Origin of the sequence: Helicobacter pylori, from assembly GCF_001998165.1 — a bacterium.
GTDB classification, from domain to species: domain Bacteria; phylum Campylobacterota; class Campylobacteria; order Campylobacterales; family Helicobacteraceae; genus Helicobacter; species Helicobacter pylori_DL.
The window spans coordinates 1-26576 of record NZ_MTWR01000047.1; the positions used below are offsets into that span (position 1 = coordinate 1).

The following is a 26576-nucleotide window of genomic DNA, read 5'->3' on the forward strand; positions in this document are numbered from 1 at the left end:
CACCAAAATTCTTGCGCTACTTTCATTATGGTAACGCAAAAACGCACTAGCCTTTGAAATATAAAACACAAAAACCCCAATCAAAACCCCAAACACCAGCACGAGAAGACTAGAAAGCGCAATGATGATAAAATGTTGCGCGAGCAAGTCTATAAAGTAAATGAAGCGATCATGAAATTCTTTTATCAAATATTTTACCACGCTTATTTTTAATACTATGGCAACTAAATGCTGCGTAGCCACATCTATAGAATGGAGCAACCATTCATACAATTCTTTGATCAATTGTTTAAAAACGCCCATGCTTGGCATTATAACCAAACTTATTTGAATAAAGGGGTTTTAAAATGCTAAAGGCATTCTTTAATGTTGGTTGTAGGTTAAAACTGAAAGGTGCGTTTGCCTAAATTCGTGCTAACTTCTATCCATAACGGCTGGTTTTCGCATAAAATTTCATAGGCTACGCTTTGATTCCTCACTAAAGAAACACTTTTAGGCGTGGGATAGAGCGAGCAAGAACGCCCCTGATTGATGTCAATCTTTAAAATAACCACGCTCTCCACTACAGCGCTCACTTTCAAATAATACGACTCCCTAGCCCCTTGCCATTCTAAATAGGGCGTTTCTTGAGGGATAATCTCTAACGCCACCAAAGGGCTTTGAGCCAGTTTCAAGCGCGTTTTTTGCTCCTGCTCTTTCAATTCTTGTTCTCTGTTGATCCCTTTATCAATCAAATCAAAAAGGTTTGAAGAAGCGTCCTTCTCTCTAGCAATAAGGCTCGCTAACAACAAAAAGATTAAAAGATAATTTTTATTCATGCGATTCATTCTTGCTGTTTGTGGGGATTGAATTCTTCATCTAAAATAGAATGGATCTTGCTCAAATCGTTCGCATCGGTTGAAAAAAAGATTTCCACACGATTGTTTTTCATTCTGTTTTCTAAGGAATCATTAGGCGCGATAGGGTTGGTAGAGCCGTAAGAAGAAAAAGACAATTGGTTAGGATCCACGCCGTATTGTATAAGGACTTTCATCACCCTATAAGCACGATTGGCAGCTAATTCATAATGGCTTTTAAAACGGGTTTTATCTAAAGGCGTGTCGTCTGTAAAACCTCTCACATTAATATGCACCCTTTTAGGGAGTTTTTGAATGATTTTAGCGATCCGTTCAATATAAAGCATCATGTCTTGATTGATAGCGTCTGAAGTGGCGTTTTTAAACAACAAATTAGAAGGGAGCTTTAAAATAGAGCCTTGATCAATTTGCTCTAAAACACTGCCTTCGCCTTTGCGAGCGATAGTGGCTTTTGTTTCGGTATTTTGCGAAGCCGGTTTGGAGCTTTCACTCGCCATTTGCTCTTCTTCTTTCCCTGAATCAGGGGGGATCACTACAACCGGCTGCATCGCCTCTGGCTTGGGAGCGTAATTAAAAATCTTAATAAATTCGGTTTTTAAGGCTTCCACTTTGGATTTATTGACCGCTGAAATGGCATAAAGAGCGATAAAAAGCGCGAGCAACAACGACAAAAAGTCCGCATAAGGAACCGCCCATTTTTCACCGGCGGGGCATTCAGTAGGCTTGTTTTTCTTAGCCATCTTTAGCCCTCAAATTGAGATTTTTTAGGCTCACCGGGAGCGATATAGTTTAAGAGTTTGTTTTCTAAATCCCTTGGATTTTCCCCATTAGCGATGCCTAAAATCCCCTCTAAAAGAACGGTTTTTTCTTTAATAATGTCTTTAGATTTAGCTTTGAGCTTATGCCCAAAAGGGCCAAAAATCGCATAAGAACACATAATCCCTGTAACAGTAGCCGTAAAAGCCCCAGCGATCCCTGCTGCCATTTCAGCCGGGTTGTCCAGTTTTTGCAAGGCCAACATAAGCCCCATAACTGCCCCCACTAACCCCATAGTAGGAGCGGTCTCACCGGCCGTCTCCCAATAATGAGCGGCGCCGTGGTAATACTCTTCCATTTCTTCAATGCTGATTTCTAAGCTTTCCTTAACGGATTTTAAATCCTTGCCATCTATGATCATAGACAAGCCATTACGGGTGAAATCATCTTCAATTTGCGCCACTCGCCCCTCTAAACTCAACACCCCATCTTTTCTAGCCAGAGTGGCTAATTCCACTAAATTTTTAATGGTTTCGTTTAAATTGATTTTAGGGTTTAAAAAAACAATTTTTATCTCTTTGTAAGCGGCTTTCACGTAACGCGCATGCGTGCCTGTCATGGCGGCAAAAAGCGAAGTAGGCACGATGATGATGACTGAACTCAAATGGATAATGTGCAACGGGTTGCCATCTTCTAAAATATCGCCTAGCGAAATAGAAGCGACCGCCAATACCAAGCCTAGTATGGTTGATAGATCCAAAACTTACCCCTTAATCTAAATTTCATAATCTTGTAAATGCGTGATTTTATGCGTGCCACAAACCCTACAATCAGGGTTTTTGGGTGCTTGAATTTTTTTAAAATCCATCGTTTTAATATCGGCTATAAGTAAAGTATTTATAAGTAAAGTTTCAAACCCTAAAAAATATTTAAGGCATTCGCTCGCTTGGATACACCCTAAAACCCCGGGCAAAACCCCAAAAAGCCCTGAAATAGGATTTAATCCCTTTTTAGGGGGCTTATCAAAAACACACGCTAAGCATGCGCTATTAGGTAAAACGCTCATGCTTTGCCCCCTGTATTTTAAAACCCCGGCATGCGAATAGGGCTTTTGGGCTAACACGCAAGCGTCATTGATCAAGAATTTAGCGTTAAAATTGTCCGTGGCGTCTATGATAAAATCGTAAGGCTCTATGAGAGGAAGAGCGTTATGGGCCTTAAAGCGTTCTTCAAAGGTTTCTATTTCAATACCAGCATTGAGTTGTTTTAAGCGGGCTTTCGCGCTAGAGGTTTTAGGTTGGTTTAAAAAATCCTGTGAATGGATAATTTGGCGTTGCAAATTACTCATATCTACTGAATCAAAATCCACAATGCCTATTTTTCCTATCCCAGCAGCGCACAGATACATCAAAACCGCTGATCCAAGCCCACCGGCTCCAATGACTAAAACGCTAGATTTTAAAAGCTTCAATTGGCCTTCTTCGCCCACATCTTCTAGCATGATATGGCGCAAATAACGTTCTTTGTCTAGCCGGCTTAGCAATTAAGCCATCCTTGAAACCCAAATTTTAGAATGCTCTCTTTCAGCAAAAAAACTCGTTTTATCCCCATGCCCTGGATAAATCTCTATGTCTTTAGGGAAATCTAAATTTTGAAACCTTAACAGGGACTCTTTCATGTCTTTTTCATTAGAATAAGGGAAATCATAACGGCCAATGCTGCGATAAAAGATAAAATCCCCGCTAAAAATCACCCCTTCAATTTCTATGATAGAACAACCGGGCGTATGTCCGGGAAAATGCCAGTATTTAATGGTGGTGTTTGCTATCTCTAAAGTGGTGCAACCCTTATTACAAGGCACGCTAAATGTGGGGCTAAAAACCGGCATGCCCAAATGGAAAATATCATTTTCTAGCATGAACACATCGTCTTTTGGGGCGTAAATGGGGGTGTCTTTAAGGGCTTTTGACAATTGAGTGCTATCCCATACATGATCATAATGCCCATGCGTGATTAAAATCGCCCTAGGGTTCTTGGCGTTTTCTAACACCCATTCGCTGCTAGAAAATCCGGGATCGATGATAAAATCCACCCCACCAGAAAGCTTCACAATATAAGCGTTTTCTTCCACCGCTCCGCACTCTCGCCTTAAAATTTCCAAACTCTAAACTCCCTTCAAACTAGCCTAAAAAGTCATTATAATTATAATATCATAGCGCAAAAATAAGGCGATTTTGACTAGAATAGCGGTCTCTTATTGTTGGTTAAAATGAGTTTGAATAAAAGGGAAATCGTGCGTTCGTTTGGGAATTACATGCAAGAGTGGCTTTATGGCGAAAAAGGGTATTACAGAAAGGCGCTAATCGGTCCAAAAGGGGATTTTTACACTTCGGTGTCTTTGAGTAAGTTTTTTGGGGGCGCTATTGCGTTTTATATCATTAGGCTTTTAGAAGAAGAAAAATTATTTTTGCCTTTAAAAATTGTAGAAATTGGCTCTCATCATGGGCATCTTTTGAGCGATATAGCCAGTTTTTTAAACGCTTTGAGCGTGGGCGTAATGGAAAAATGCGAATTTGTCAGCTGTGAGCCTTTAAAGGAATTGCAAAATATCCAACAAACTATTTTCAAACAAGCCACGCAATTGGATCTAATCAGTTGCACTTTAGAAGAACTTGATTTTAAAGAAAAAAAAAGCGCGTTCGTTGTCTCTAACGAATTGTTTGACGCGTTCGCTTGCGAGATCATTAAAGACAATCAAATGCTTTTTATTACCCATGATCATCAAGGCGTTTGGGGCGGTATTGATGAACCCACTAAAGAACTTCTTAAAAATTTGAATTTAAAAGAAGGGTACGCACCGTTATTTTTAGAGGCTTTCATTAAAAATTTGTTAGAAAAATTGAATGAGGCTTCTTCTTGGGTGTTTTTGAGCTTTGATTATGGCGATGAAACAGAGCGAAAAGACATGCATTTAAGGGCTTTTAAAAACCACCAAGCGCTGGATTTTAAGGATATTTTAAACCATCTGGCTTCTTTGTATCAGCAAAGCGATTTGACTTATGATGTCAATTTTTCTTTGGTGCGCTTTTTGTTTGAAAAACACGATGTGCGATTTTCATTCTTCAAATCGCAGGCTAACGCTTTGCTGGATATGGGGCTTATGGGATTGTTGGAAGCGTTTTCAAAGAGCGTGAGTTATGAAAGGTATTTAAAAGAAGCGGCTAAAATCAAGCCCCTAATTAGCCCTGGGGGTTTAGGGGAGCGCTTCAAGGCGTTGGAGTTCGTGAAAAAATAAAATATAAAAAAATGATCAAAAGTATTTTTACAATCTAATAACAAAGAGCTCGCGTATTTTTGAAGAGGGAATTGGTATCTTAGATTTTTTAGAATATTAAATACTAAGTATTTACTATTAAACGCTACGCTTTTGGGACTCAGTTTGTTTGAAAAGTTGGAGAGAAACTAACTTGCTTTCTCAGTTTAAAGGTAAGAGCGTCAGGACATTTTAATGAAAAAGTTTATTAAAATGCTAAGTTATAGTAAAGAAGGAAGGAATATAATGCCCTTCGCTCTTACCTTCGCCGGCCATTATACCAAAAAAAAAAAAAAAAGATGTTATTTGAGCTTTATTTTTAACATTCTGTTTTTCTTTTTTATAAAATGAAACACTTTTTAAGTTTATTTATTTATTTAATATTGGTGTTTAAAAGAAAGAATCGCTATAATTTTGAAACAATTTAAGCCTATTGATGGGATAAAGGGGTTTTTTTGAAAATTTTTCTTTCTTGCAAGTCTTTGTTGATTCAAAGGAGTTTGGAATTTTATTTGAGCGGTTGCCTCTCTTCTGTGGAAGTTTGCGATTTTGTTTTAAGCGATGATGAAACGCTAGAGATTAATAAGCCCCTATGCTTTATAGAAGAATATTTAAGAAAGCCTTTCACTAAACAGAGCGTGAAAGAAGATGTCAAAAATTTTTATCGCGCTTTAAAGACGAGCGAAAAACCTTGCGAAGAAATGAAAATTTCTAAAGAGCAAAAGATTCAGCAATTACTAGAAGAATACACCCAAAAATTATGCCAAATCATCAGCCAGTAAAAAAATTTAAGATCATTGGGGGGGCTTGTAAGGGATTAGGCTTGAATTTGCCTAACGTTTCTAGCACGCGCCCCACCAAAGCGATCGTAAGAGAGTCGTTTTTTAACACCTTGCAAGCAGAAATTAATGGAGCGCATTTTATAGAAGTGTTTTCAGGCAGCGCTTCTATGGGTTTAGAGGCTTTGAGTAGGGGGGCTAAAAGCGCGGTGTTTTTTGAGCAAAATAAAGACGCTTATAAGACGCTCTTAGAAAATATTTCCCTCTTTAAAAACCGCTTGAAAAAGGAAATGGAAATTCAAACCTTTTTAGATGACGCTTTCAAGCTTTTGCCCGTGCTGTGTTTAAAAAATGGCGTTTTGAATATTATTTATTTGGATCCTCCTTTTGAAACAAGCGGGTTTTTAGGGATTTATGAAAAGTGTTTTCAAGTTTTAGAAAGGTTATTAAACCGCTCTCATTCAAAAAATCTTTTAGTGGTTTTTGAGCATGAAAGCGTGCATGAGATGCCTAAAAATCTTACAACTTTAGCTATAATCAAACAGAAAAAATTTGGGAAAACCACTTTAACTTATTTTCAATAGGAATAGGCATGGCAGAAGAACAAGAAAATACCGCGCAACAACCCCCCAAAAAAAGCAAAGCCCTTTTATTTGTCATTATTGGAAGCGTGCTAGTGATGCTTTTGTTGGTGGGGGTGATTATCATGCTGCTTATGGGGAATAAGGAAGAATCCAAAGAAAACGCTTCTAAAAACACCCAAGAAGTTCAAGCTAATCCTATGGCGAACAAAAATCAAGAAGCCAAAGAAGGCTCTAATATCCAGCAATATTTAGTGCTTGGGCCTTTGTATGCGATTGATGCGCCTTTTGCGGTGAATTTGGTCTCTCAAAATGGCCGACGCTACCTTAAGGCTTCCATTTCGTTAGAATTGAGTAATGAAAAGCTTTTGAATGAAGTCAAGGTTAAGGACACAGCGATTAAGGACACGATTATAGAGATTCTATCGTCTAAAAGCGTGGAAGAAGTGGTTACTAATAAGGGTAAAAACAAGCTTAAAGATGAAATTAAGAGCCATTTGAATTCGTTTTTGATTGATGGCTTTATTAAAAATGTCTTTTTCACTGATTTTATCATCCAATAGTTTTAAATGATTGGCGTAGATATTGTCTCTATTGCTAGGGTAGAAAAGTGCGTAAAACGCTTTAAAATGAAGTTTTTAGAGCGTTTTTTATCGCCAAGTGAGATTGTTTTATGCAAGGATAAATCCAGCAGTATCGCCGGGTTTTTCGCGCTTAAAGAGGCTTGCTCTAAAGCCCTTCAAGTAGGCATCGGTAAGGAATTGAGCTTTTTGGATATACGAATCTCTAAAAGCTCTAAAAACGCCCCCTTAATCACCCTTTCCAAAGAAAAAATGGATTATTTCAACATCCAAAGCTTGAGCGCGAGTATCAGCCATGACGCTGGTTTTGCGATAGCGGTTGTGATGGTTTCTTCGTCAAATTGATAAATAACGCATTTTAAAACTCCCGTAACATTCTGTTTTAAAAAGCGCTTAGTGGCTGTTTAAAAAACACAAAAAACCTTTTTCAAATCGTTTTGATAACAAATTGTAAATAAATAAAATCAAACTTCAAAATTTAAGTTAATTATAATAATTATTTTTATAATATGCATCGGTTTGAATTAAATAAGAAAGGTTATCATAATGAATGGTTATTTGAGGGTAAAAACCCCGTATTTTTTAGCGTTATACACTTTGGCTTTTTTGTCTTTTAACTCTTTGGTTGGCGCAAAAGAAGATAAGCACCATTTTTTAAAAAAAGTTACAACCACTGAGCAAAAATTCAGTTCCAGCGCCCCGCTTTCATATCAAAGCGAAGAGGTGCGCAATTCCACAAGCTCTCGCACGGTGATTTCCAACAAAGAACTCAAAAAAACGGGGAATTTGAATATTGAAAACGCTTTGCAAAACGTGCCTGGGATTCAAATCAGAGACGCTACAGGCACGGGCGTGCTGCCTAAAATTTCGGTGCGCGGTTTTGGTGGGGGCGGTAACGGGCATAGCAATACCAACATGATTTTAGTCAATGGTATCCCCATTTATGGCGCGCCGTATTCTAATATTGAATTGGCGATTTTCCCTGTAACTTTCCAGTCAGTGGATAGGATTGATGTGATTAAGGGGGGCACAAGCGTCCAATACGGCCCTAACACTTTTGGAGGCGTGGTGAATGTCATCACTAAAGAAATCCCAAAAGAATGGGAAAATCAAGCGGCTGAAAGGATCACTTTTTGGGGGCGCTCTTCTAATGGGAATTTTGTAGATCCCGAGGAAAAAGGCAAGCCCTTAGCCCAAACTTTAGGCAATCAAATGCTGTTTAACACTTATGGGCGAACGGCCGGGATGTTGGGTAAGTATATAGGCATTAGCGCTCAAGGCAATTGGATTAATGGGCAAGGTTTTAGGCAAAACAGCCCTACAAAGGTGCAAAACTACTTGTTGGATGCGGTTTATAAGATTAATGCGACCAATACTTTTAAAGCTTATTACCAGTATTATCAATACAATTCTTACCATCCTGGCACTTTGAGCGCGCAAGATTATGCCTATAACCGCTTCATTAATGAGCGCCCTGACAATCAAGATGGAGGGAGAGCCAAGCGCTTTGGGATTGTGTATCAAAATTATTTTGGCGATCCGGATAGGAAAGTGGGGGGAGATTTTAAATTCACTTATTTTACGCATGACATGAGTAGGGATTTTGGGTTTTCTAACCAATACCAAAGCGTGTATATGAGCAGTCAAAATAAGATTTTACCCTTTAAAGGCAAGGGAGAAATCAGCGCGACTAACCCTAATTGCGGTCTGTATTCTTATAGCGATACGAATAGCCCTTGTTGGCAATTTTTTGATCAGATCCGCCGCTTCGTGGTGAATGCCTTTGAGCCAAAACTCAATCTTATCGTCAATACCGGTAAAATCAAACAAACTTTTAACATGGGAATGCGGTTTTTAACCGAAGATTTATACCGCCGATCCACCACCAGGAAAAACCCTAGCGTGCCTAATAATGGGAGTGGTTTTGATGCAGGAACTTCACTCAATAATTTCAACAATTATACCGCCGTGTATGCCAGCGATGAAATCAATTTCAATAACGGCATGCTAACGATCACGCCGGGTTTGAGATACACTTTTTTAAATTACGAAAAAAAAGACGCTCCCCCTTTTAAAGAAGGTCAAACAGGAAAAACCATTAAAGATCGTTATAACCAGTGGAATCCGGCGCTGAATGTCGGTTATAAACCCATTAAAGATTGGTTGTTTTATTTCAACTATCAAAGAAGTTATATCCCGCCCCAATTCAGCAATATCGGTAGTTTTGTAGGCACAAGCACGGATTATTTTCAAATCTTTAATGTCATGGAAGGCGGCTCAAGATATTATTTCAACAATCAAGTGAGTTTTAACGCGAATTATTTTGTGATTTTTGCGAATAATTATTTTACCGGGCGCTATGGGGACAACAGAGAGCCGGTCAATGCGAGATCGCAAGGCGTGGAGTTAGAACTCTACTACACGCCTATTAGAGGGCTTAATTTCCATGCGGCTTACACTTTCATAGATGCCAATATCACCAGCCACACGATGGTAACTAACCCTGCTAATCCTAAAGGGCCTAAAAAAGATATTTTTGGCAAAAAACTCCCTTTTGTCAGCCCGCACCAATTCATTTTAGACGCGAGTTACACTTACGCTAAAACCACGATCGGGTTGAGTTCTTTCTTTTATAGCCGCGCTTATACAGATGTGTTAAACACCGTGCCTTTCACAGAATACGCGCCCACGATCAAAAATGGGGCTATTATCACTAAAACAGCAGGCATGACGCCGTGGTATTGGGTGTGGAATTTGCAAATTTCTACCACTTTGTGGGAACGCAAAAAGCAAAGCGTTAATGCGAGCTTGCAAATCAATAACATTTTTAACATGAAATATTGGTTTAGCGGGATAGGCACTAGCCCTAACGGGAAAGAAGCCGCACCTCCCAGGAGCATCACAGCGTATGTGAGCTATAATTTTTAAGGCTTAATCTTTATGGCTGTAATGGCTTGAGCAGTTGGGTATAAAAGACAACCCTTTGTTTTAAATGATCTCTTAGAGCACGGTAATTGGGGCAAAAGATTTGAACGCAACGCCAGAAATTTTTGGAATGGTTTTTGTGGATCGTGTGGGCGAGCTCATGGATGATGACATAATCAATCGCTTCTTTTTGAGCGCAAACCAATAAAAGAGCAAAACTCAAGCGGTTATGATAAGAGCAACTCCCTAAAACTTTGGCGTTGTTTCTAATGCTGAAATGGGTGTATGAAGTTTGCATTTTTTGAGCGATTAAGGGGAGTTTTCGCTCCAAATAAGTTTTTAAGATTTTTTTAAGTTCTGTTAGGGTGTAATCGTTGGCGTTTTTCATCTCATCAAACACAAGGATTTTGTTTTTATATTTTTCTAGGTTAGCGCGCAAGAGCGAGTGTTTTTCTTGCATGCTTAAAAAGGTTTTTTTTAGCCAAGCTTCTTGCTCTTTTAAAAAAGCGTTCGCTCTAGCTTGAGAGCAAGAATTGGGCATTTTTAGAATCACTTCCAAAGAGGGCGTGATATTCAAGCTCAGGGTTTTGATTTTTTTACTTTTTTGAATGGTAATAGGAATATCATCTAACATGATGCGTATTTTACTAAAATTTGCGCTAGAATGTAAGTCTGTTTGATATTGATTTTATTTGCATTAAGAATTAAGGCTAACATGCGTGTTTTTATTATTCATTTAAGCCCAAAAACCTGTCAAAATTTCTCTTTAAAAGAAACTCATATAACCCCCCTTTTAGAGAGCCTTAAACTTCAAGGGATCTCTTATGAAATTTTTGATGCGATCTATTCTAAAATCTCTCCCACTCAATTACACCCCTTGATTTTAGAGCATTTGCACCCTTCTTTTATGGTTGAAGATTTATTGGCTTTTTGTAAGAATAAAAAACACCCCCCTTGCGCGTTCAAAAATTTCTTTTACGCGCTCAAGCATTGCGGGAAGAGGATGGGGTTTGGGGAGCTTGGGTGCTATGCGAGCCATTATTCATTGTGGCAAAAATGCATAGAACTCAATGAAGCGATCTGTATTTTAGAAGACGATATAACCCTAAAAGAACATTTTAAAGAGAGCCTGAAGTTTTGTGATAAACACATCAACGAGTTAGGCTATATCCGCTTGATGCATTTAGAAGAAAATGTGGCTAAACAAAAAACTCCCGTTAAAGGGGTTTCTCAAATCTTAAATTTTAAAGATGGCATTGGCACTCAAGGGTATGTTTTAGCCCCCAAAGCCGCGCAAAAATTATTGAAATACAGCGCAAAAGAATGGGTGATGCCCATAGATTGCGTGATGGATAGGCATTATTGGCATGGGGTCAAAAACTATGTGTTAGAAGAATTTGCGATCGCTTGCGATGAGATGAACGCTCAAAATTCCAACACAGAAAAACAAAGGCCTAAAAGATTACCTTTAAGCATCAGGATTGGCCGTTTTTTACACAAGGGCGCGATTAAAATCTTGGATAAAGTTTTTAGGTATAGCTCAAAAATTAATCAGAATTGGCAAACATTAGAATAAGTCTTTGAGTATTTCTTGCATGAATAGGGGGAGTTTCATTCAATTGATTTAAAGGCTTAGCGGTTTGCTAAATGCGGTTTGCTAAATAAAGCAATAAAGTAATAATCGTTATTAAACATGCTATATTTCTTTTTTCTATAAAACTCAATATCATTGAATAAAACTAGGGAGTCAGAATGATCTTAAGAAGAGTTACTGAAGCTTTAGAAGCGTATAAAAATGGCGAAATGCTCATTGTTATGGACGATGAAGACAGAGAAAATGAGGGGGATTTGGTTTTAGCTGGGATTTTTTCTACCCCTGAGAAAATCAATTTCATGGCCACGCATGCTAGGGGGTTGATTTGCGTGTCTTTAACCAAAGATTTAGCGAAAAAATTTGAATTACCCCCTATGGTTAGCGTGAATGATTCTAACCATGAGACCGCTTTCACGGTTTCTATTGACGCTAAAGAAGCCAAAACCGGGATTTCTGCTTTTGAAAGGCATTTGACGATTGAATTATTGTGTAAAGACACCACCAAGCCTAGCGATTTTGTGCGCCCGGGGCATATTTTCCCTTTAATCGCCAAAGATGGAGGCGTGTTAGCGCGCACGGGCCATACTGAAGCGAGCGTGGATTTGTGCAAATTAGCTGGATTAAAACCCGTGAGCGTGATTTGTGAAATCATGAAAGAAGACGGATCTATGGCGAGGAGAGGGGATAAATTTTTGAGCGATTTCGCCATTAAACATAATCTTAAAACCCTCTATGTCTCTGATTTGATTAGCTATCGTTTGGAAAATGAAAGTTTATTGAAAATGTTTTGCCAAGAAGAAAGAGAATTTTTAAAACACCAAACGCAATGCTACACTTTTTTAGACCACCAACAAAAAAACCATTACGCTTTTAAGTTTAAAGGCGCAAAAAACCATGATTTGGCCCCTTTAGTGCGTTTCCACCCTATCAAAGAGGATTTTGATTTTTTGACGACTGACGCGTTTGAAGTGTTTTTTAAAGCGTTAGAATATTTAAAGCGCGAAGGGGGTTATTTGATCTTTATGAACACGCATTCTAAAGAAAACAATATCGTTAAAGATTTTGGGATCGGGGCGTTAGTGTTAAAAAATTTGGGGATAAAGGATTTCAGGCTTTTAAGCTCTTCTGAAGACAGGCAGTATAAGGCTTTGAGCGGGTTTGGGCTTAAGCTTGTAGAAACGATTAGCCTTTGAAGGCTTGTTGAGTTTTATTGAATGTGTTGTAATGTTTTTAAGATATAATAAACTCTTTTTAAGTCAAGCAATAAAGTTTGCAACCTGATGAGAGTAATAATAGAGTTTATGCTGATTTCATTAAAAACATTCCTAAAAATATTATTGAAAATATTCCTAAAAACCTTCCAAAAGATTTGGATAGTTTGCGTTATTATTTGGGGGTTAGGCTGTAGTTTTTTAAACGCTAACAGCATTCAATTAGAAGAAACGCTCAAACGAAGCCCCAAAAATCTTATTTGGCAACACTTTAAAAAGAAGTTTAAAAAGAGCAACACGATCCCTTATACCCCTAATAGCCGTTGGAAATATTTAGGCACGAGTGTTGGGATTTTAGGCGTGTCTTTGGTGATAGGGATTGTGGGGTTGTATCTCATGCCAGAGAGCGTAACGAATTGGGATAGAGAAAAGTTTGGGATCAAAAGTTGGTTTGAAAATGTCCGCATGGGGCCAAAACTAGACAACGATAGTTTTATTTTTAATGAAATTTTGCACCCTTATTTTGGGGCTATGTATTATATGCAACCGCGCATGGCTGGGTTTGGCTGGATGGCATCAGCGTTTTTTTCTTTTATCACTTCCACGCTTTTTTGGGAATATGGCTTGGAAGCGTTTGTGGAAGTGCCTAGCTGGCAGGATCTAGTGATCACGCCTTTATTAGGCTCCATTTTAGGGGAAGGGTTTTACCAGCTCACGCGTTATATCCAACGCAATGAAGGCAAGCTTTTTGGCTCTTTATTCTTAGGGCGTTTGGTTATCGCTCTTATGGATCCTATCGGTTTTATCATTAGGGATTTAGGGCTTGGGGAAGCTTTAGGGATTTATAATAAACATGAAATCCGTTCCAGCTTAAGCCCCAATGGTTTGAATTTAACCTACAAATTTTAAGAATTTAAAATTTAAGAAAATTATAAAGAGTTTTGATAGAATACCTTTTTTTAAAAGACGCGTTTTAAAACTAATTTTAGGAGTATCCTTGAAACGATTAGAAGTCTCTAACCAAGCCAAATTACCCACTCAATTTGGGGAGTTTTATATCCAGTGTTTTAGAGAAAAGGGTTCTAATGGCTCTAAAGATCATTTGGTCATTTTCACCCCTAATTTTTCTCAAAACCCCTTAGTGCGTTTGCATTCAGAATGTTTAACGGGTGATGCTCTAGGCTCTCAAAAATGCGATTGCGGAGGGGCGTTGCAAATGGCGTTAGAAAGGATTTCTAAAGAAGGGGGGCTAGTGATTTATTTGCGCCAAGAAGGGCGTGGGATAGGGCTATTTAACAAAGTCAATGCCTACGCTTTACAGGATAAGGGCTATGATACCATTCAAGCCAATGAAATGATAGGGTTTAAAGACGATGAAAGGGATTATAGTGTTGCGGGTGAAATTTTAGAATATTACCATATTAAAAAAATGCGCTTGCTCACGAATAACCCTAAAAAAATCGCCGCTTTAGAAAAATACGCTGAAGTAACAAGAGAGAGCTTGATTGTGTGCGCTAACGAACACAATCAAGGGTATTTGGAAGTTAAAAAGCTCAAAATGGGGCATTTATTGTGAAAACTAAAAGCGCTTTCCAAAGAGATTTTGAAAATATTTAAAATCATGCTTTTAAAGATTTAATATAAGGGTAAATGATGGTAGAAGTGCGATTCTTTGGACCCATAAAAGAAGAAAATTTTTTCATCAAAGCGAATGATTTAAAGGAATTGAGAGCGATTTTACAAGAAAAAGAGGGCTTAAAAGAGTGGTTGGGCGTTTGCGCGATAGCCCTTAATGATCATTTAATAGACAATTTAAACACGCCTTTAAAAGATGGCGATGTGATCAGTTTGTTGCCACCGGTTTGTGGGGGCTAGGTGTTAAAAATCGTTCAAGGGGCATTGGATACTGACAAGCTTTTGAAAGCCTACCAAGAAGAAGCTCGCATGAAAAACTTTGGAGCGTTTTGTGTGTTTGTGGGGATTGTGAGAAAAGAGGGTAACATTCAAGGCTTGAGTTTTGATATTTATGAAGCGCTATTAAAGACTTGGTTTGAAAAATGGCACCATAAAGCCAAAGATTTGGGCGTGGTGTTAAAAATGGCGCACAGCTTGGGCGATGTTTTGATAGGACAAAGCTCATTTTTATGCGTTTTAATGGGAAAGAATAGAAAAAACGCCTTAGAACTATACGAAGATTTTATTGAAGATTTTAAGCGTAACGCCCCTATTTGGAAATACGATTTGATTGATAATGAACGCATCTATGCCAAAGAAAGAAGCCACCTTTTAAAAGGGAGCGGGCTTTTAGCTTAAAAAGGAGTTAAAGTGCAAACGATTCATATAGGCGTTTTGAGCGCGAGCGATAGAGCGTCAAAAGGGATTTATGAAGATTTAAGCGGGAAGGCGATACAAGAAGTGTTGAGCGAATATCTGCTCAATCCTTTAGAATTTCATTATGAAATCGTCGCTGATGAAAGGGATTTGATTGAAAAATCGCTCATTAAAATGTGCGATGAATACCAATGCGATCTAGTCGTTACTACAGGAGGCACAGGCCCTGCTTTAAGAGACATAACCCCAGAAGCCACAGAAAAGGTGTGCCAAAAAATGCTTCCTGGTTTTGGAGAGCTTATGCGAATGACTAGTTTAAAATATGTGCCTACAGCGATTCTATCGCGCCAGAGCGCTGGCATTAGGAATAAGAGTTTGATCATTAATCTTCCTGGTAAGCCAAAAAGTATTAGAGAATGCTTAGAGGCGGTTTTTCCGGCGATTCCTTATTGCGTGGATTTGATTTTAGGGAATTATATGCAAGTGAATGAAAAAAACATTCAAGCGTTTCGCCCCAAACAATAGGATAAAAAATGCCGCTCACTCATTTGAATGGAGAAAACCAGCCTAAAATGGTGGATATAGGGGATAAAGAAACCACTGAAAGAATCGCTCTAGCAAGCGGTCGTATCAGCATGAATAAAGAGGCTTATGACGCTATTATCAATCATGGCGTCAAAAAGGGTCCGGTGTTACAAACTGCTATTATTGCTGGGATTATGGGGGCTAAAAAGACAAGCGAACTCATTCCCATGTGCCATCCAATCATGCTCAATGGGGTGGATATTGATATTTTAGAAGAAGAAGAGACTTGCAGCTTTAAACTCTATGCGAGAGTCAAAACTCAAGCTAAAACGGGCGTAGAAATGGAAGCGCTAATGAGTGTGAGCGTAGGGCTTTTAACCATTTATGACATGGTGAAAGCTATTGATAAGAGCATGACAATTAGCGGTGTGATGTTGGAACATAAAAGTGGAGGCAAAAGCGGGGATTATAACGCTAAAAAATAGAAAAAAACTAATAATCTAAAGATGTTAGGGTAAAATAACATTTTGACAACAAAAGCGTGTTGGTTGCTTCGTTGTTATAGAAGTCTAAAATATTACAATCAAGGATAGAACGATGAAAGCAAATAATCATTTTAAAGATTTTGCATGGAAAAAATGCCTTTTAGGCGTGAGCGTGGCGGCTTTATTAGTGGGATGTAGCCCGCATATTATTGAAACCAATGAAGTCGCTTTGAAATTGAATTACCATCCAGCTAGCGAGAAAGTTCAAGCGTTAGATGAAAAGATTTTACTTTTAAAGCCAGCTTTCCAATACAGCGATAATATTGCTAAAGAGTATGAAAACAAATTCAAGAATCAAACCGCACTCAAGGTTGAGCAGATTTTGCAAAATCAGGGCTATAAGGTTATTAATGTAGATAGCAGCGATAAAGACGATTTTTCTTTTGCGCAAAAAAAAGAAGGGTATTTGGCTGTCGCTATGAATGGCGAAATTGTTTTACGCCCCGATCCTAAAAGAACCATACAGAAAAAATCAGAACCCGGGTTATTATTCTCCACTGGTTTGGATAAAATGGAAGGGGTTTTAATCCCGGCCGGTTTTGTCAAGGTTACCATACTAGAGCCTATGAGTGGGGAATCTTTAGATTCCTTTACGATGGATTTGAGCGAGTTAGACATTCAAGAAAAATTCTTAAAAACCACCCATTCAAGCCATAGCGGAGGGTTAGTTAGCACCATGGTTAAGGGGACGGATAATTCTAATGATGCGATCAAGAGCGCTTTGAATAAGATTTTTACAAATATCATGCAAGAAATAGACAAAAAACTCACTCAAAAGAATTTAGAATCTTATCAAAAAGACGCCAAGGAATTGAAAAACAAGAGAAACCGATAAAAACAAATACGCATAAGATAAAGAACGCTTGAACAAACTGCTTAAAGGGGGTGTTTTAGCGTTCTTTTTGAGCGTGTATTTAAGGGCTGATGATCTGGTTACTTATACGATCGCCAAAGAAGAAGATCTAGGATACCAGCGGTTTTTAGCCAAGAAGTGTTTAAGGGGCAAAACCCACCCCCCATGTTTTACTGAGTCTAAAAAGCCCAAAAGAAAACCTTTTAACATAGACAAAAGCTCCCATTATTATGGCACAAGCGTGGTGCAAATGTCATGGCTACAGAGCAGGGAAAAATTTGAAAACCATTCAAAATACCGAGACATTCCCTTTGCTGAAGTCAGTTTGATTTATGGCTATAAACAATTTTTTCCTAAAAAAGAGCACTATGGTTTGCGTTTTTATATTTCTTTGGATTATGCTTATGGGTTTTTTCTTAAAAATAAGGGCGTATTGGGCGATAGTTTGAGGGAGAGTTCGCAGATCCCTAAAAGCTATAGAGAAAAGTTGCAAAGAAAAGAGACTTTTATCAACGCTATTTTTTATGGCGCAGGAGCTGACTTTTTATACAAACGCGCTTTTGGGACGCTGATTTTAGGGATGAATTTCGTGGGAGAAACCTGGTTTTATGAAACAAAGATTTTTAAAAAGTGGGCTAAAGATCCTTCAAGCGTTTATCACCCTTACATGTTTCAAGTGATGTTGAATGTGGGGTATCGTTACCGCTTTTCAAGGTATAAGAATTGGGCGATAGAATTTGGCGCGCACATCCCCTTTTTAACCAATGATTATTTTAAAACCCCTTTATACACCCTTCATTTCAAGCGCAATATTTCTGTCTATCTCACTTCAACTTATGACTTTTAGTTTTTTAAATTTTTGAAAACTAGAATTAAAACCGCTTTTTATCAACCGGAATTAAAACAAATTAAGCTATAATGACTATAAAACTTTTAATTTTTTAAGGAAAGAAATGAATCTTGAAGTGAAAAAGATTGACACCGCTAACGCCCGTTTGAGCACTAAACCTTCTATTGAATATTTAGAAAAGCGTTATGATAAAATCGCTCAAAAAATCGCCCAAAAAGTTAAGATTGATGGCTTTAGAAGAGGTAAAGTCCCCCTTAGTTTAGTGAAAACCCGTTATCAAGCCCAAATTGAACAAGACGCTCAAGAAGAGATGATTCAAGAGGTTTTAAAAAACGCTCTTAAAGAATTAGGGATTGAAAATAAGGATCTCATCGGTAGCCCCAATTTCACTAAATTTGAAAAAAAAGACACGCATTTTGAAATAGAAGCGGACATCGGCTTAAAACCCACGATTGTTTTAGACAAGATCCAAGAGTGCGTGCCTAGCGTGGGAGTGGAAATCCCCAATGAAGAAAAAATTGATGAGCGTTTGAAACAGCTCGCTAAAGATTACGCGAAATTTGTGGATACTGACGCTCAAAGAAAAGCCCAAAACGACGATAAATTAACGATTGATTTTGAAGGCTTTATAGATAATGCGCCTTTTGAAGGGGGCAAGGCTGAGAATTTCAATTTGATTTTAGGCAGTAAGCAAATGTTAGAAGATTTTGAAAAGGCTCTTTTGGGCATGCAAGTGGGCGAAGAAAAAGAATTCCCTTTGACTTTCCCTAGCGGATACCACGCAGAGCATTTAGCCGGCAAAGAAGCCCTTTTTAAAGTGAAATTGCACCAGATTCAAGCACGTGAAGCGTTAGAAATCAATGACGAACTCGCTAAAATCGTCTTAGCCAATGAAGAAAATGCGACTTTAAAGCTTTTAAAAGAAAGGGTTGAAGGGCAGTTGTTTTTAGAAAATAAAGCCAGACTCTATAACGAAGAGCTGAAAGAAAAATTGATTGAAAATTTAGATGAAAAAATCGTTTTTGATCTGCCTAAAACGATCATAGAGCAAGAAATGGATTTGTTGTTCAGGAACGCTCTTTATTCCATGCAAGCTGAAGAAGTCAAATCCTTACAAGAAAGTCAAGAAAAAACCAAAGAAAAGCGTGAGAGCTTTAGGAACGATGCGACAAAAAGCGTGAAAATCACTTTTATCATTGACGCTTTAGCGAAGGAAGAAAAAATTGGCGTGCATGACAATGAAGTCTTTCAAACCTTGTATTATGAAGCGATGATGACAGGGCAAAACCCAGAAAATCTCATTGAACAATACCGCAAAAATAACATGTTAGCGGCGGTGAAAATGGCGATGATTGAAGATAGGGTGTTGGCTTATTTGTTGGATAAAAACCTGCCTAAAGAACAGCAAGAAATTTTAGAGAAAATGAGGCCTAACGCTCAAAAAACTCAAGTGGGTTGAACGGCTAAAAAGGAGAGATGATGGGATACATTCCTTATGTAATAGAGAATACCGATCGTGGGGAGCGCAGCTATGATATTTACTCGCGCCTTTTAAAGGATCGCATTGTTTTATTGAGCGGTGAAATTAATGACAGCGTGGCGTCTTCTATCGTGGCCCAACTCTTGTTTTTGGAAGCTGAAGATCCTGAAAAAGACATTGGCTTGTATATCAATTCTCCCGGTGGGGTGATAACAAGCGGTCTTAGCATTTATGATACCATGAATTTTATCCGCCCTGATGTTTCCACGATTTGCATCGGTCAAGCGGCTTCTATGGGGGCGTTTTTACTGAGCTGTGGGGCTAAGGGCAAGCGCTTTTCACTGCCCCATTCAAGGATTATGATCCACCAGCCTTTAGGGGGGGCTCAAGGGCAAGCGAGCGATATTGAAATCATTTCTAACGAGATCCTTAGGCTTAAGGGTTTGATGAATTCTATTCTGGCTCAAAACTCAGGGCAGAGTTTGGAGCAAATCGCTAAAGACACGGATAGGGATTTTTACATGAGCGCTAAAGAAGCTAAAGAGTATGGCTTGATTGATAAAGTGTTACAGAAAAACGTGAAGTGATTGCATGGCGTTATTAGAGATTATCCATTACCCTTCTAAAATCTTAAGAACGCTTTCTAAAGAGGTCGTTTCTTTTGATGCGAAACTCCACCAACAGCTAGATGACATGCATGAAACCATGATCGCTAGTGAGGGGATAGGGTTAGCCGCTATTCAAGTGGGCTTGCCTTTAAGAATGCTCATTATCAATCTCCCGCAAGAAGACGGCGTGCAACACAAAGAAGATTGCCTAGAAATCATTAACCCTAAGTTTATAGAAACTGGGGGTTCAATGATGTATAGAGAAGGGTGCTTGTCTGTGCCGGGATTTTATGAAGAGGTGGAGCGTTTTGAAAAGGTTAAGATAGAGTATCAAAACCGCTTCGCTGAAATGAAAGTTTTAGAAGCGAGCGCTTTATTAGCCGTAGCCATTCAGCATGAGATAGATCATCTCAATGGCGTGTTATTCGTGGATAAATTATCCATTTTGAAGCGTAAGAAATTTGAAAAAGAACTCAAAGAGCTGCAAAAACAACAAAAACGCGAGTAACAACCATGATCAACACGATATTTTGTGCAACCATGCAAAGGGGGGTGGCAGAAATCGTGGCCGTGGAGGCGACTTTCACAAGGGCTTTGCCGGCGTTTGTGATTTCAGGCCTGGCTAATAACTCTATCCAAGAAGCCAAACAGCGGGTCCAATCGGCTTTACAGAATAACGATTTCACTTTCCCGCCTTTAAAAATCACCATCAATCTTTCCCCCTCGGATTTGCCTAAATCCGGGAGCCATTTTGATTTGCCTATCGCTCTTTTAATCGCTTTGCAAAAACAAGAGTTGGCTTTTAAAGAGTGGTTTGCTTTTGGGGAGTTAGGGCTTGATGGCAAGATCAAACCCAATTCTAACATTTTCCCCATGCTTTTAGACATTGCCATTAAGCGCCCCCATGCCAAAATCATTGCGCCTAAGGCGAATGAGGAGCTTTTTTCGCTCATCCCTAATTTGCAATGCTTTTTTGTGGATCATTTTAAAGAAGCGTTAGAAATCTTGCAAAACCCTGAAATCAAAGCAGACACCCACACGAAAAAATTACCCTTTAAAACGATAGAATTGAACGATAAAGAGTATTATTTTTCAGACGCCTATGCCTTAGATTTTAAAGAAGTTAAGGGGCAAGCTGTCGCTAAAGAAGCCGCTTTGATCGCTAGCGCTGGGTTTCATAACTTGATTTTAGAGGGAAGTCCAGGGTGTGGGAAAAGCATGATTATTAATCGCATGCGTTATATCTTGCCTCCATTAAGCCTGAATGAAATCCTAGAAGCGACAAAATTACGCATTTTAAGCGAGCAAGACAGCGCCTATTACCCTTTAAGGAGTTTTAGAAACCCTCACCAAAGCGCTTCAAAATCCAGTATTTTAGGCTCAAGCTCTCTAAAAGAGCCAAAACCTGGCGAAATCGCGCTAGCGCATAACGGCATGCTTTTTTTTGATGAATTGCCTCATTTTAAAAAGGATATTTTGGAAGCTCTAAGAGAGCCTTTAGAAAACAATAAATTGGTGATCTCACGAGTGCATAGCAAGATTGAATACGAAACCTCTTTTTTATTTGTGGGGGCTCAAAACCCTTGCTTGTGTGGGAATTTACTCAGCGCAACCAAAGCATGCCGTTGCCAAGATAGAGAAATCACGCAGTATAAAAACCGCTTGAGCGAGCCTTTTTTGGACAGAATTGATTTGTTTGTGCAAATGGAAGAGAGGAATTATAAAGACACGCCGTCGCATTCTTGGACTTCAAAAGAGATGCATCAATTAGTATTATTAGCTTTCAAACAGCAAAAGTTAAGGAAACAGAGCGCTTTTAATGGTAAGCTTAATGAAGAGCAGATAGAACGATTTTGCCCTTTAAACGCTGAAGCAAAAAAGTTGTTAGAGCAGGCGATTGAAAGGTTTAATCTGTCCATGCGCTCTGTCAATAAGGTCAAAAAAGTCGCTAGGACGATTGCGGATTTAAACGCTTGCGAGAATATAGAAAAATCTCACATGCTCAAAGCGCTGAGTTTTAGAAAGATTTCTTAAAAGGATTTTTATAAGGGAGAGAAAATGCAAGAATACCACATTCACAATTTGGATTGTCCTGATTGCGCGTCTAAATTAGAAAGGGATTTAAACAAATTAGACTATGTGAAAAAGGCTCAAATCAATTTCAGCACCAGTAAGCTGTTTTTGGATACGAGCGATTTTGAAAAAGTTAAGGATTTCATCAAACAAAACGAACCGCATTTGAGTCTGTCTTTTAAAGAGACCGCAGAAAAGCCCTTGAGTTTTACCCCACTCATTATTACAATCATTGTTTTTTTGGGTGCGATTTTAATCTTACACCTAAATCCTAGCCCTTTGATTGAAAAAGCGGTGTTTTTCGTGTTGGCTTTGGTGTATCTAGTGAGCGGTAAAGATGTGATTTTAGGGGCGTTTCGTGGGCTTAGAAAAGGGCAGTTTTTTGATGAAAACGCTTTGATGCTCATTGCGACTATTGCGGCTTTTTGCGTGGGGGCTTATGAAGAGAGCGTGTCTATTATGGTGTTTTATTCAGCGGGCGAATTTTTGCAAAAACTCGCTATCGCTCGCTCTAAAAAATCCCTTAAGGCTTTAGTGGATGTCGCTCCTAATCTGGCTTATTTGAAAAAGGGCGATGCATTAGTGAGCGTTGCGCCTGAAGATTTAAGAGTCAATGACATTGTGGTGGTGAAAGTTGGCGAAAAAGTGCCTGTGGATGGCGTGGTGATCAAGGGCGAAAGTTTGCTAGATGAAAGGGCGTTGAGTGGAGAGTCTATGCCTGTTAATGTCAGCGAACGCTCTAAAGTTTTAGGGGGGAGCTTGAATTTAAAAGCGGTACTTGAAATTAAAGTAGAAAAAATGTATAAAGATTCTTCCATCGCTAAAGTGGTGGATTTAGTCCAACAAGCCACGAATGAAAAGAGCGAAACCGAGAAATTCATCACTAAATTTTCACGCTACTACACCCCGAGCGTTTTATTCATTGCGCTAATGATTGCTGTATTACCGCCCTTGTTTTCTATGGGGAGCTTTGATGAGTGGATTTATAGGGGGCTTGTGGCTTTAATGGTGAGCTGTCCTTGCGCGTTAGTGATCTCTGTGCCTTTAGGGTATTTTGGGGGCGTGGGAGCGGCGAGCAGAAAGGGTATTTTAATGAAAGGCGTGCATGTTTTAGAGGTGCTTACCCAAGCTAAAAGCATCGCCTTTGATAAAACCGGCACTTTGACTAAAGGCGTTTTTAAAGTGATGGATATTGTGCCGCAAAACGGGCATTCTAAAGAAGAAGTTTTGCATTACGCTTCTTGTTCGCAGCTTTTATCCACGCACCCGATCGCTTTATCCATTCAAAAAGCATGCGAAGAAATGTTAAGGAACGATAAGCACCAGCATGACATTACAAATTACGAAGAAGTGAGCGGAATGGGGGTTAAAGCGCAATGCCATACGGATTTAATCATCGCAGGGAATGAAAAAATGCTCGATCAATTCCATATCGCGCACAGCCCTTCCAAAGAAAACGGCACGATTGTGCATGTGGCTTTTAACCAAAATTATATAGGCTATATTGTGATTAGCGATGAGATTAAAGATGACGCCATAGAGTGCTTAAGGGATTTAAAAGCGCAAGGGATAGAAAATTTTTGCATTTTGAGCGGGGACAGAAAAAGCGCGACTGAGAGCATCGCTCAAACTCTAGGCTGTGAATATTATGCAAGCTTGTTGCCTGAAGAAAAAACGAGCGTGTTTAAAACTTTTAAAGAACGCTATAAAGCCCCGGCGATTTTTGTAGGCGATGGCATCAATGACGCTCCGACTCTAGCGAGCGCTGATGTGGGGATTGGCATGGGGAAAGGCTCAGAATTGAGCAAGCAAAGTGCAGACATTGTGATCACTAATGACTCCTTAAATTCGTTAGTGAAAGTTTTAGCGATCGCTAAAAAAACTAAAAGCATTATTTGGCAAAATATCTTGTTCGCTTTGGGGATTAAAGCGGTTTTTATCGTGCTAGGGCTTATGGGGGTAGCGAGCTTGTGGGAAGCGGTCTTTGGCGATGTAGGGGTTACGCTTTTAGCCTTAGCCAACTCCATGCGCGCGATGAGGGCTTAAAAAGAGCCTTTTTATCGCTAGCGTTTTAGAAATTTAAAGGAAACCAAATGCATAAAATAGAGCGCTTACTCCAAACTTTAGCGCCTAAGGGGGTGGGGTTTAGGAAGTTGGGGGATATTGGGGAATTTTATAGCGGACTTGTTGGAAAAAGTAAAAAATCTTTCTCTCAAGGGAATAAATTTTATGTTCCTTATATCAATGTTTTTAATAATCCGCAATTAGATCTAAATGCTTTAGAAAGCGTTCAAATAGGGGATAAAGAAAAACAAAATACAATTCAATTAGGCGATGTGCTTTTTACTGGTTCATCTGAAAATTTAGAGGATTGTGCGATGTCTTGCGTAGTTACTCAAAAGATTGAAAAAGATATTTATCTTAATAGTTTTTGTTTTGGTTTTAGATTTTTTGATAAGAATTTATTTAATCCATCGTTTCTTAAACATTTTTTAAGGGATTACAATTTTAGGAAAAATATTTCAAAAGTTGCTAATGGTGTAACACGCTTCAATGTTTCAAAGCAATTGCTTTCAAAAATAACCATCCCCATCCCACCCCTAGAGATCCAACAAGAGATCGTTAAGATTTTGGACGCTTTCACAGAATTAAACACAGAATTAAACACAGAATTAAACGCGCGAAAAAAACAATACGAGTATTACCAAAACATGCTTTTAGACTTTAACGATATTAACCAAAACCGCAAAGACGCCAAAGAAAGATTGGCGCAAAAACCCTACCCCAAACGCTTGAAAGCTTTACTCCACACTCTAGCGCCTAAGGGGGTGGAGTTTAAAACGCTTGAAGAGGTTTTTGAAATTAAAAATGGTTACACCCCCTCAAAAAACAATCCTGAATTTTGGAAAAATGGGACTATCCCTTGGTTTAGAATGGAAGACCTTAGAGAAAATGGGAGGATTTTAAAAGACTCTATCCAACACATTACCCCAAAGGCTTTAAAGGGTAAAAAACTATTCCCTAAAAACTCTATTATTATTTCTACAACAGCAACCATAGGAGAGCATGCCCTTTTAATCGTTGATTCGTTAGCGAATCAACGATTCACTTTTTTAAGCAAAAAAGCGAATTGTGATCTTGCTTTAGACATGAAATTCTTTTTTTACCAATGCTTTCTTTTAGGGGAATGGTGCAAAAATAATATTAATGTTTCAGGTTTTGCTTCTGTGGATATGACCGCTTTTAAAAAATATAAGTTCCCCATCCCGCCCCTAGAGATCCAACAAGAGATCGTTAAGATTTTGGATCAATTTTCAATTTTAACCACCGATTTATTAGCCGGTATCCCCGCTGAAATAAAAGCCCGAAAAAAGCAATACGAATATTACAGAGAAAAACTATTGACTTTCAAACCACTAACCCCCCCATAAAGAAGTTAAAAAATGAATTACGAAACGATCGCAGAAAGCAATGAAAGCACGGTAGTAGCGCAATTTCATAGCAGTAATGAAAGGAAAAGCGCTTATGAGAGCGAAGCAGAGCTAGAAAGGGAGTTTATCGCACTTTTAGAAAAACAAGGCTATGAATTTAAAAAAATCCACAACGAAAAGGAATTAAAAGACAATTTAAAAGAGCAGTTAGAAAAGCTTAACGATCATCATTTCACGCCCAAAGAATGGGACACTCTTTATTTTCAATTCATCGCTAATAAAAACGATGACTATAAGGCTAAAACAAAAAAGATCCAAGAAGATCCGATTTTTAATCTCACGCTAGAGAACGGGAAAACCAAAAACATTAAAATCATTGATAAGAAAAATATCCATAGAAACGCCTTGCAAGTGATCCACCAATATAGCAATAAAGGGGGGAAATATCAAAACCGCTATGACGTGAGCGTCCTTGTGAATGGCTTGCCTTTAGTGCATGTGGAATTGAAAAAAAGAGGCGTGGCGATTAGAGAAGCGTTCAACCAGATCAAGCGCTATAAAAGGGATAGTTTTAGCGCTGAAGACGGGCTTTTTGAGTTCGTGCAGATTTTTGTCATCAGTAACGGCACGAGCTCTAAATACTATTCAAACACCACAAGAATAGCCCAAATTGAAAAAAACCATAAAGCCGATACTTTTGAATTCACGAATTATTGGGCGGACAGCAAGAATCATAATATTGAGGATTTAATGGATTTTGCTAAGGCGTTTTTTGCAAAGCGCAGCCTTTTGAATATTTTAACGCGCTATTGCGTTTTCACAAGCGAAGAGGTTTTGTTGGTGATGCGGCCTTATCAAATCGTAGCGGCCGAAAGGATTTTGGAAAAAATCAAAGCCACGCATGATAGTAAAACTTATAAGAAAAGCCAAGGCTATATCTGGCACACCACAGGGAGCGGTAAAACCTTAACGAGCTTTAAAAGCGCCACTTTGGCTAAAGAATTAGAAGGCGTTTCAAAAGTCTTGTTTGTGGTGGACAGGAAGGATTTGGACTATCAAACCATGAAAGAATACGATAAATTCCAAAAAGATTGCGCTAATTCCAACACAAGCACCAAGATTCTAAAACAACAGCTTGAAAACCCTAACGCTAAAATCATTATCACCACGATCCAAAAATTAGACAAATTCGTTAAAGCCCATTCTAAAGGGCATGCGATTTTTAATGAAGAGGTTGTGATGATTTTTGATGAATGCCACAGGAGCATCTAACTAATACAAAA

28 protein-coding genes and 2 pseudogenes are annotated in these 26576 nt (G+C 38.7%); 23 read left to right on the forward strand and 7 right to left on the reverse strand.

Annotated elements, in window-relative coordinates; translation table 11 throughout:
• From BZK24_RS05930 to BZK24_RS05955, 6 genes and pseudogenes are all read right to left on the reverse strand, one after another.
• Positions 1 to 312, reverse strand: a pseudogene (locus BZK24_RS05930) (hypothetical protein); the annotation flags it as partial.
• Positions 313 to 380: 68 nt separating this feature from the next.
• A complete protein-coding gene (locus BZK24_RS05935; protein WP_077656867.1) occupies positions 381 to 827 on the reverse strand; it encodes a hypothetical protein in 447 nt (148 codons plus the stop codon).
• Positions 824 to 1597 carry a flagellar motor protein MotB gene (gene motB, locus BZK24_RS05940; protein WP_077656868.1) on the reverse strand — a complete coding sequence of 258 codons (774 nt, stop codon included), beginning with the start codon at positions 1595 to 1597 and terminating at the stop codon, positions 824 to 826. The genes BZK24_RS05935 and motB overlap by 4 nt, the downstream gene beginning before the upstream one ends.
• A gap of 2 nt (positions 1598 to 1599) precedes the next feature.
• Positions 1600 to 2373, reverse strand: coding sequence for a flagellar motor stator protein MotA (gene motA, locus BZK24_RS05945; RefSeq protein WP_000366185.1), 774 nt, complete (start codon positions 2371 to 2373; stop codon positions 1600 to 1602).
• Positions 2374 to 2388: 15 nt separating this feature from the next.
• Entirely contained in the window at positions 2389 to 3156 is a 768-nt protein-coding gene (locus BZK24_RS05950; protein ID WP_077656869.1) for a HesA/MoeB/ThiF family protein, read from the reverse strand.
• Positions 3157 to 3774 (reverse strand): MBL fold metallo-hydrolase, encoded by a 618-nt coding sequence (locus BZK24_RS05955; RefSeq protein ID WP_021174498.1) that lies wholly within the window; start codon positions 3772 to 3774, stop codon positions 3157 to 3159.
• A 108-nt stretch (positions 3775 to 3882) separates the two neighbouring features.
• On the opposite strand from BZK24_RS05955, the gene BZK24_RS05960 reads away from it, so the two are divergent.
• The 6 genes from BZK24_RS05960 to BZK24_RS05985 all read left to right on the forward strand — a co-directional run bounded on the left by BZK24_RS05960 (position 3883) and on the right by BZK24_RS05985 (position 9795).
• Complete coding sequence (locus BZK24_RS05960) at positions 3883 to 4908, forward strand: SAM-dependent methyltransferase (RefSeq protein WP_171972416.1); 1026 nt, start codon at positions 3883 to 3885, stop codon at positions 4906 to 4908.
• A 473-nt stretch (positions 4909 to 5381) separates the two neighbouring features.
• Complete coding sequence (locus tag BZK24_RS05965; RefSeq protein WP_077656870.1) at positions 5382 to 5708, forward strand: dihydroneopterin aldolase; 327 nt, start codon at positions 5382 to 5384, stop codon at positions 5706 to 5708.
• The gene (rsmD, locus tag BZK24_RS05970; protein WP_077656871.1) at positions 5687 to 6289 is read left to right on the forward strand and encodes a 16S rRNA (guanine(966)-N(2))-methyltransferase RsmD; all 603 of its coding nucleotides are present in this window, start codon (positions 5687 to 5689) and stop codon (positions 6287 to 6289) included. The genes BZK24_RS05965 and rsmD overlap by 22 nt, the downstream gene beginning before the upstream one ends.
• A gap of 8 nt (positions 6290 to 6297) precedes the next feature.
• Positions 6298 to 6849: a flagellar basal body-associated protein FliL gene (gene fliL, locus BZK24_RS05975; protein ID WP_000797017.1), complete on the forward strand. Its 552-nt coding sequence runs from the start codon at positions 6298 to 6300 to the stop codon at positions 6847 to 6849.
• A gap of 6 nt (positions 6850 to 6855) precedes the next feature.
• Positions 6856 to 7212: a holo-ACP synthase gene (acpS, locus tag BZK24_RS05980; protein ID WP_077656872.1), complete on the forward strand. Its 357-nt coding sequence runs from the start codon at positions 6856 to 6858 to the stop codon at positions 7210 to 7212.
• 201 nt (positions 7213 to 7413) lie between these two features.
• Positions 7414 to 9795, forward strand: a complete 2382-nt coding sequence (locus tag BZK24_RS05985) for a TonB-dependent receptor family protein (RefSeq protein WP_143424387.1) — start codon at positions 7414 to 7416, stop codon at positions 9793 to 9795.
• 10 nt (positions 9796 to 9805) lie between these two features.
• Here BZK24_RS05985 and BZK24_RS05990 read toward each other — a convergent pair whose 3' ends face one another.
• Positions 9806 to 10426, reverse strand: a complete 621-nt coding sequence (locus BZK24_RS05990) for a M48 family metallopeptidase (protein WP_077656873.1) — start codon at positions 10424 to 10426, stop codon at positions 9806 to 9808.
• Between the two features lie 81 nt (positions 10427 to 10507).
• Between BZK24_RS05990 and BZK24_RS05995 the strand changes: the two genes are divergently transcribed.
• The 17 genes and pseudogenes from BZK24_RS05995 to BZK24_RS06075 form a co-directional block, all read left to right on the forward strand.
• Positions 10508 to 11368: a glycosyltransferase family 25 protein gene (locus BZK24_RS05995; RefSeq protein WP_143424388.1), complete on the forward strand. Its 861-nt coding sequence runs from the start codon at positions 10508 to 10510 to the stop codon at positions 11366 to 11368.
• A gap of 176 nt (positions 11369 to 11544) precedes the next feature.
• On the forward strand, positions 11545 to 12579 hold the full coding sequence (locus tag BZK24_RS06000; RefSeq protein ID WP_077656874.1) for a bifunctional 3,4-dihydroxy-2-butanone 4-phosphate synthase/GTP cyclohydrolase II: 1035 nt from the start codon (positions 11545 to 11547) through the stop codon (positions 12577 to 12579).
• Between the two features lie 180 nt (positions 12580 to 12759).
• Positions 12760 to 13506, forward strand: a complete 747-nt coding sequence (locus BZK24_RS06005) for a DUF3943 domain-containing protein (protein WP_242423421.1) — start codon at positions 12760 to 12762, stop codon at positions 13504 to 13506.
• 88 nt (positions 13507 to 13594) lie between these two features.
• Positions 13595 to 14173: a GTP cyclohydrolase II gene (gene ribA / locus BZK24_RS06010; RefSeq protein ID WP_000825060.1), complete on the forward strand. Its 579-nt coding sequence runs from the start codon at positions 13595 to 13597 to the stop codon at positions 14171 to 14173.
• 77 nt (positions 14174 to 14250) lie between these two features.
• A complete protein-coding gene (locus tag BZK24_RS06015) occupies positions 14251 to 14472 on the forward strand; it encodes a MoaD/ThiS family protein (RefSeq protein WP_000230572.1) in 222 nt (73 codons plus the stop codon).
• Positions 14473 to 14910, forward strand: a complete 438-nt coding sequence (locus tag BZK24_RS06020) for a molybdopterin synthase catalytic subunit (protein ID WP_077656876.1) — start codon at positions 14473 to 14475, stop codon at positions 14908 to 14910.
• A gap of 12 nt (positions 14911 to 14922) precedes the next feature.
• Positions 14923 to 15453, forward strand: coding sequence for a molybdopterin adenylyltransferase (gene mog / locus BZK24_RS06025; protein ID WP_001193314.1), 531 nt, complete (start codon positions 14923 to 14925; stop codon positions 15451 to 15453).
• Between the two features lie 8 nt (positions 15454 to 15461).
• Entirely contained in the window at positions 15462 to 15938 is a 477-nt protein-coding gene (gene moaC, locus BZK24_RS06030; RefSeq protein ID WP_077656877.1) for a cyclic pyranopterin monophosphate synthase MoaC, read from the forward strand.
• 112 nt (positions 15939 to 16050) lie between these two features.
• Positions 16051 to 16833 (forward strand): flagellar sheath lipoprotein HpaA, encoded by a 783-nt coding sequence (hpaA, locus tag BZK24_RS06035; RefSeq protein WP_077656878.1) that lies wholly within the window; start codon positions 16051 to 16053, stop codon positions 16831 to 16833.
• A gap of 28 nt (positions 16834 to 16861) precedes the next feature.
• Positions 16862 to 17698, forward strand: a complete 837-nt coding sequence (locus BZK24_RS06040) for an outer membrane protein (RefSeq protein WP_077656879.1) — start codon at positions 16862 to 16864, stop codon at positions 17696 to 17698.
• A gap of 106 nt (positions 17699 to 17804) precedes the next feature.
• Positions 17805 to 19160 (forward strand): trigger factor, encoded by a 1356-nt coding sequence (tig, locus tag BZK24_RS06045; protein WP_077656880.1) that lies wholly within the window; start codon positions 17805 to 17807, stop codon positions 19158 to 19160.
• Positions 19161 to 19180: 20 nt separating this feature from the next.
• Positions 19181 to 19768 (forward strand): ATP-dependent Clp endopeptidase proteolytic subunit ClpP, encoded by a 588-nt coding sequence (gene clpP, locus BZK24_RS06050; protein ID WP_000540573.1) that lies wholly within the window; start codon positions 19181 to 19183, stop codon positions 19766 to 19768.
• A 4-nt stretch (positions 19769 to 19772) separates the two neighbouring features.
• Positions 19773 to 20297, forward strand: a complete 525-nt coding sequence (gene def / locus BZK24_RS06055; protein WP_077656881.1) for a peptide deformylase — start codon at positions 19773 to 19775, stop codon at positions 20295 to 20297.
• A 5-nt stretch (positions 20298 to 20302) separates the two neighbouring features.
• On the forward strand, positions 20303 to 21823 hold the full coding sequence (locus BZK24_RS06060; RefSeq protein WP_077656882.1) for a YifB family Mg chelatase-like AAA ATPase: 1521 nt from the start codon (positions 20303 to 20305) through the stop codon (positions 21821 to 21823).
• A gap of 24 nt (positions 21824 to 21847) precedes the next feature.
• The gene (locus tag BZK24_RS06065) at positions 21848 to 23908 is read left to right on the forward strand and encodes a heavy metal translocating P-type ATPase (RefSeq protein WP_077656883.1); all 2061 of its coding nucleotides are present in this window, start codon (positions 21848 to 21850) and stop codon (positions 23906 to 23908) included.
• 47 nt (positions 23909 to 23955) lie between these two features.
• Entirely contained in the window at positions 23956 to 25293 is a 1338-nt protein-coding gene (locus tag BZK24_RS06070) for a restriction endonuclease subunit S (protein ID WP_077656884.1), read from the forward strand.
• Positions 25294 to 25305: 12 nt separating this feature from the next.
• Positions 25306 to 26559: pseudogene (locus BZK24_RS06075) on the forward strand (HsdR family type I site-specific deoxyribonuclease); the annotation flags it as partial.
• Positions 26560 to 26576: the final 17 nt, after the last annotated feature.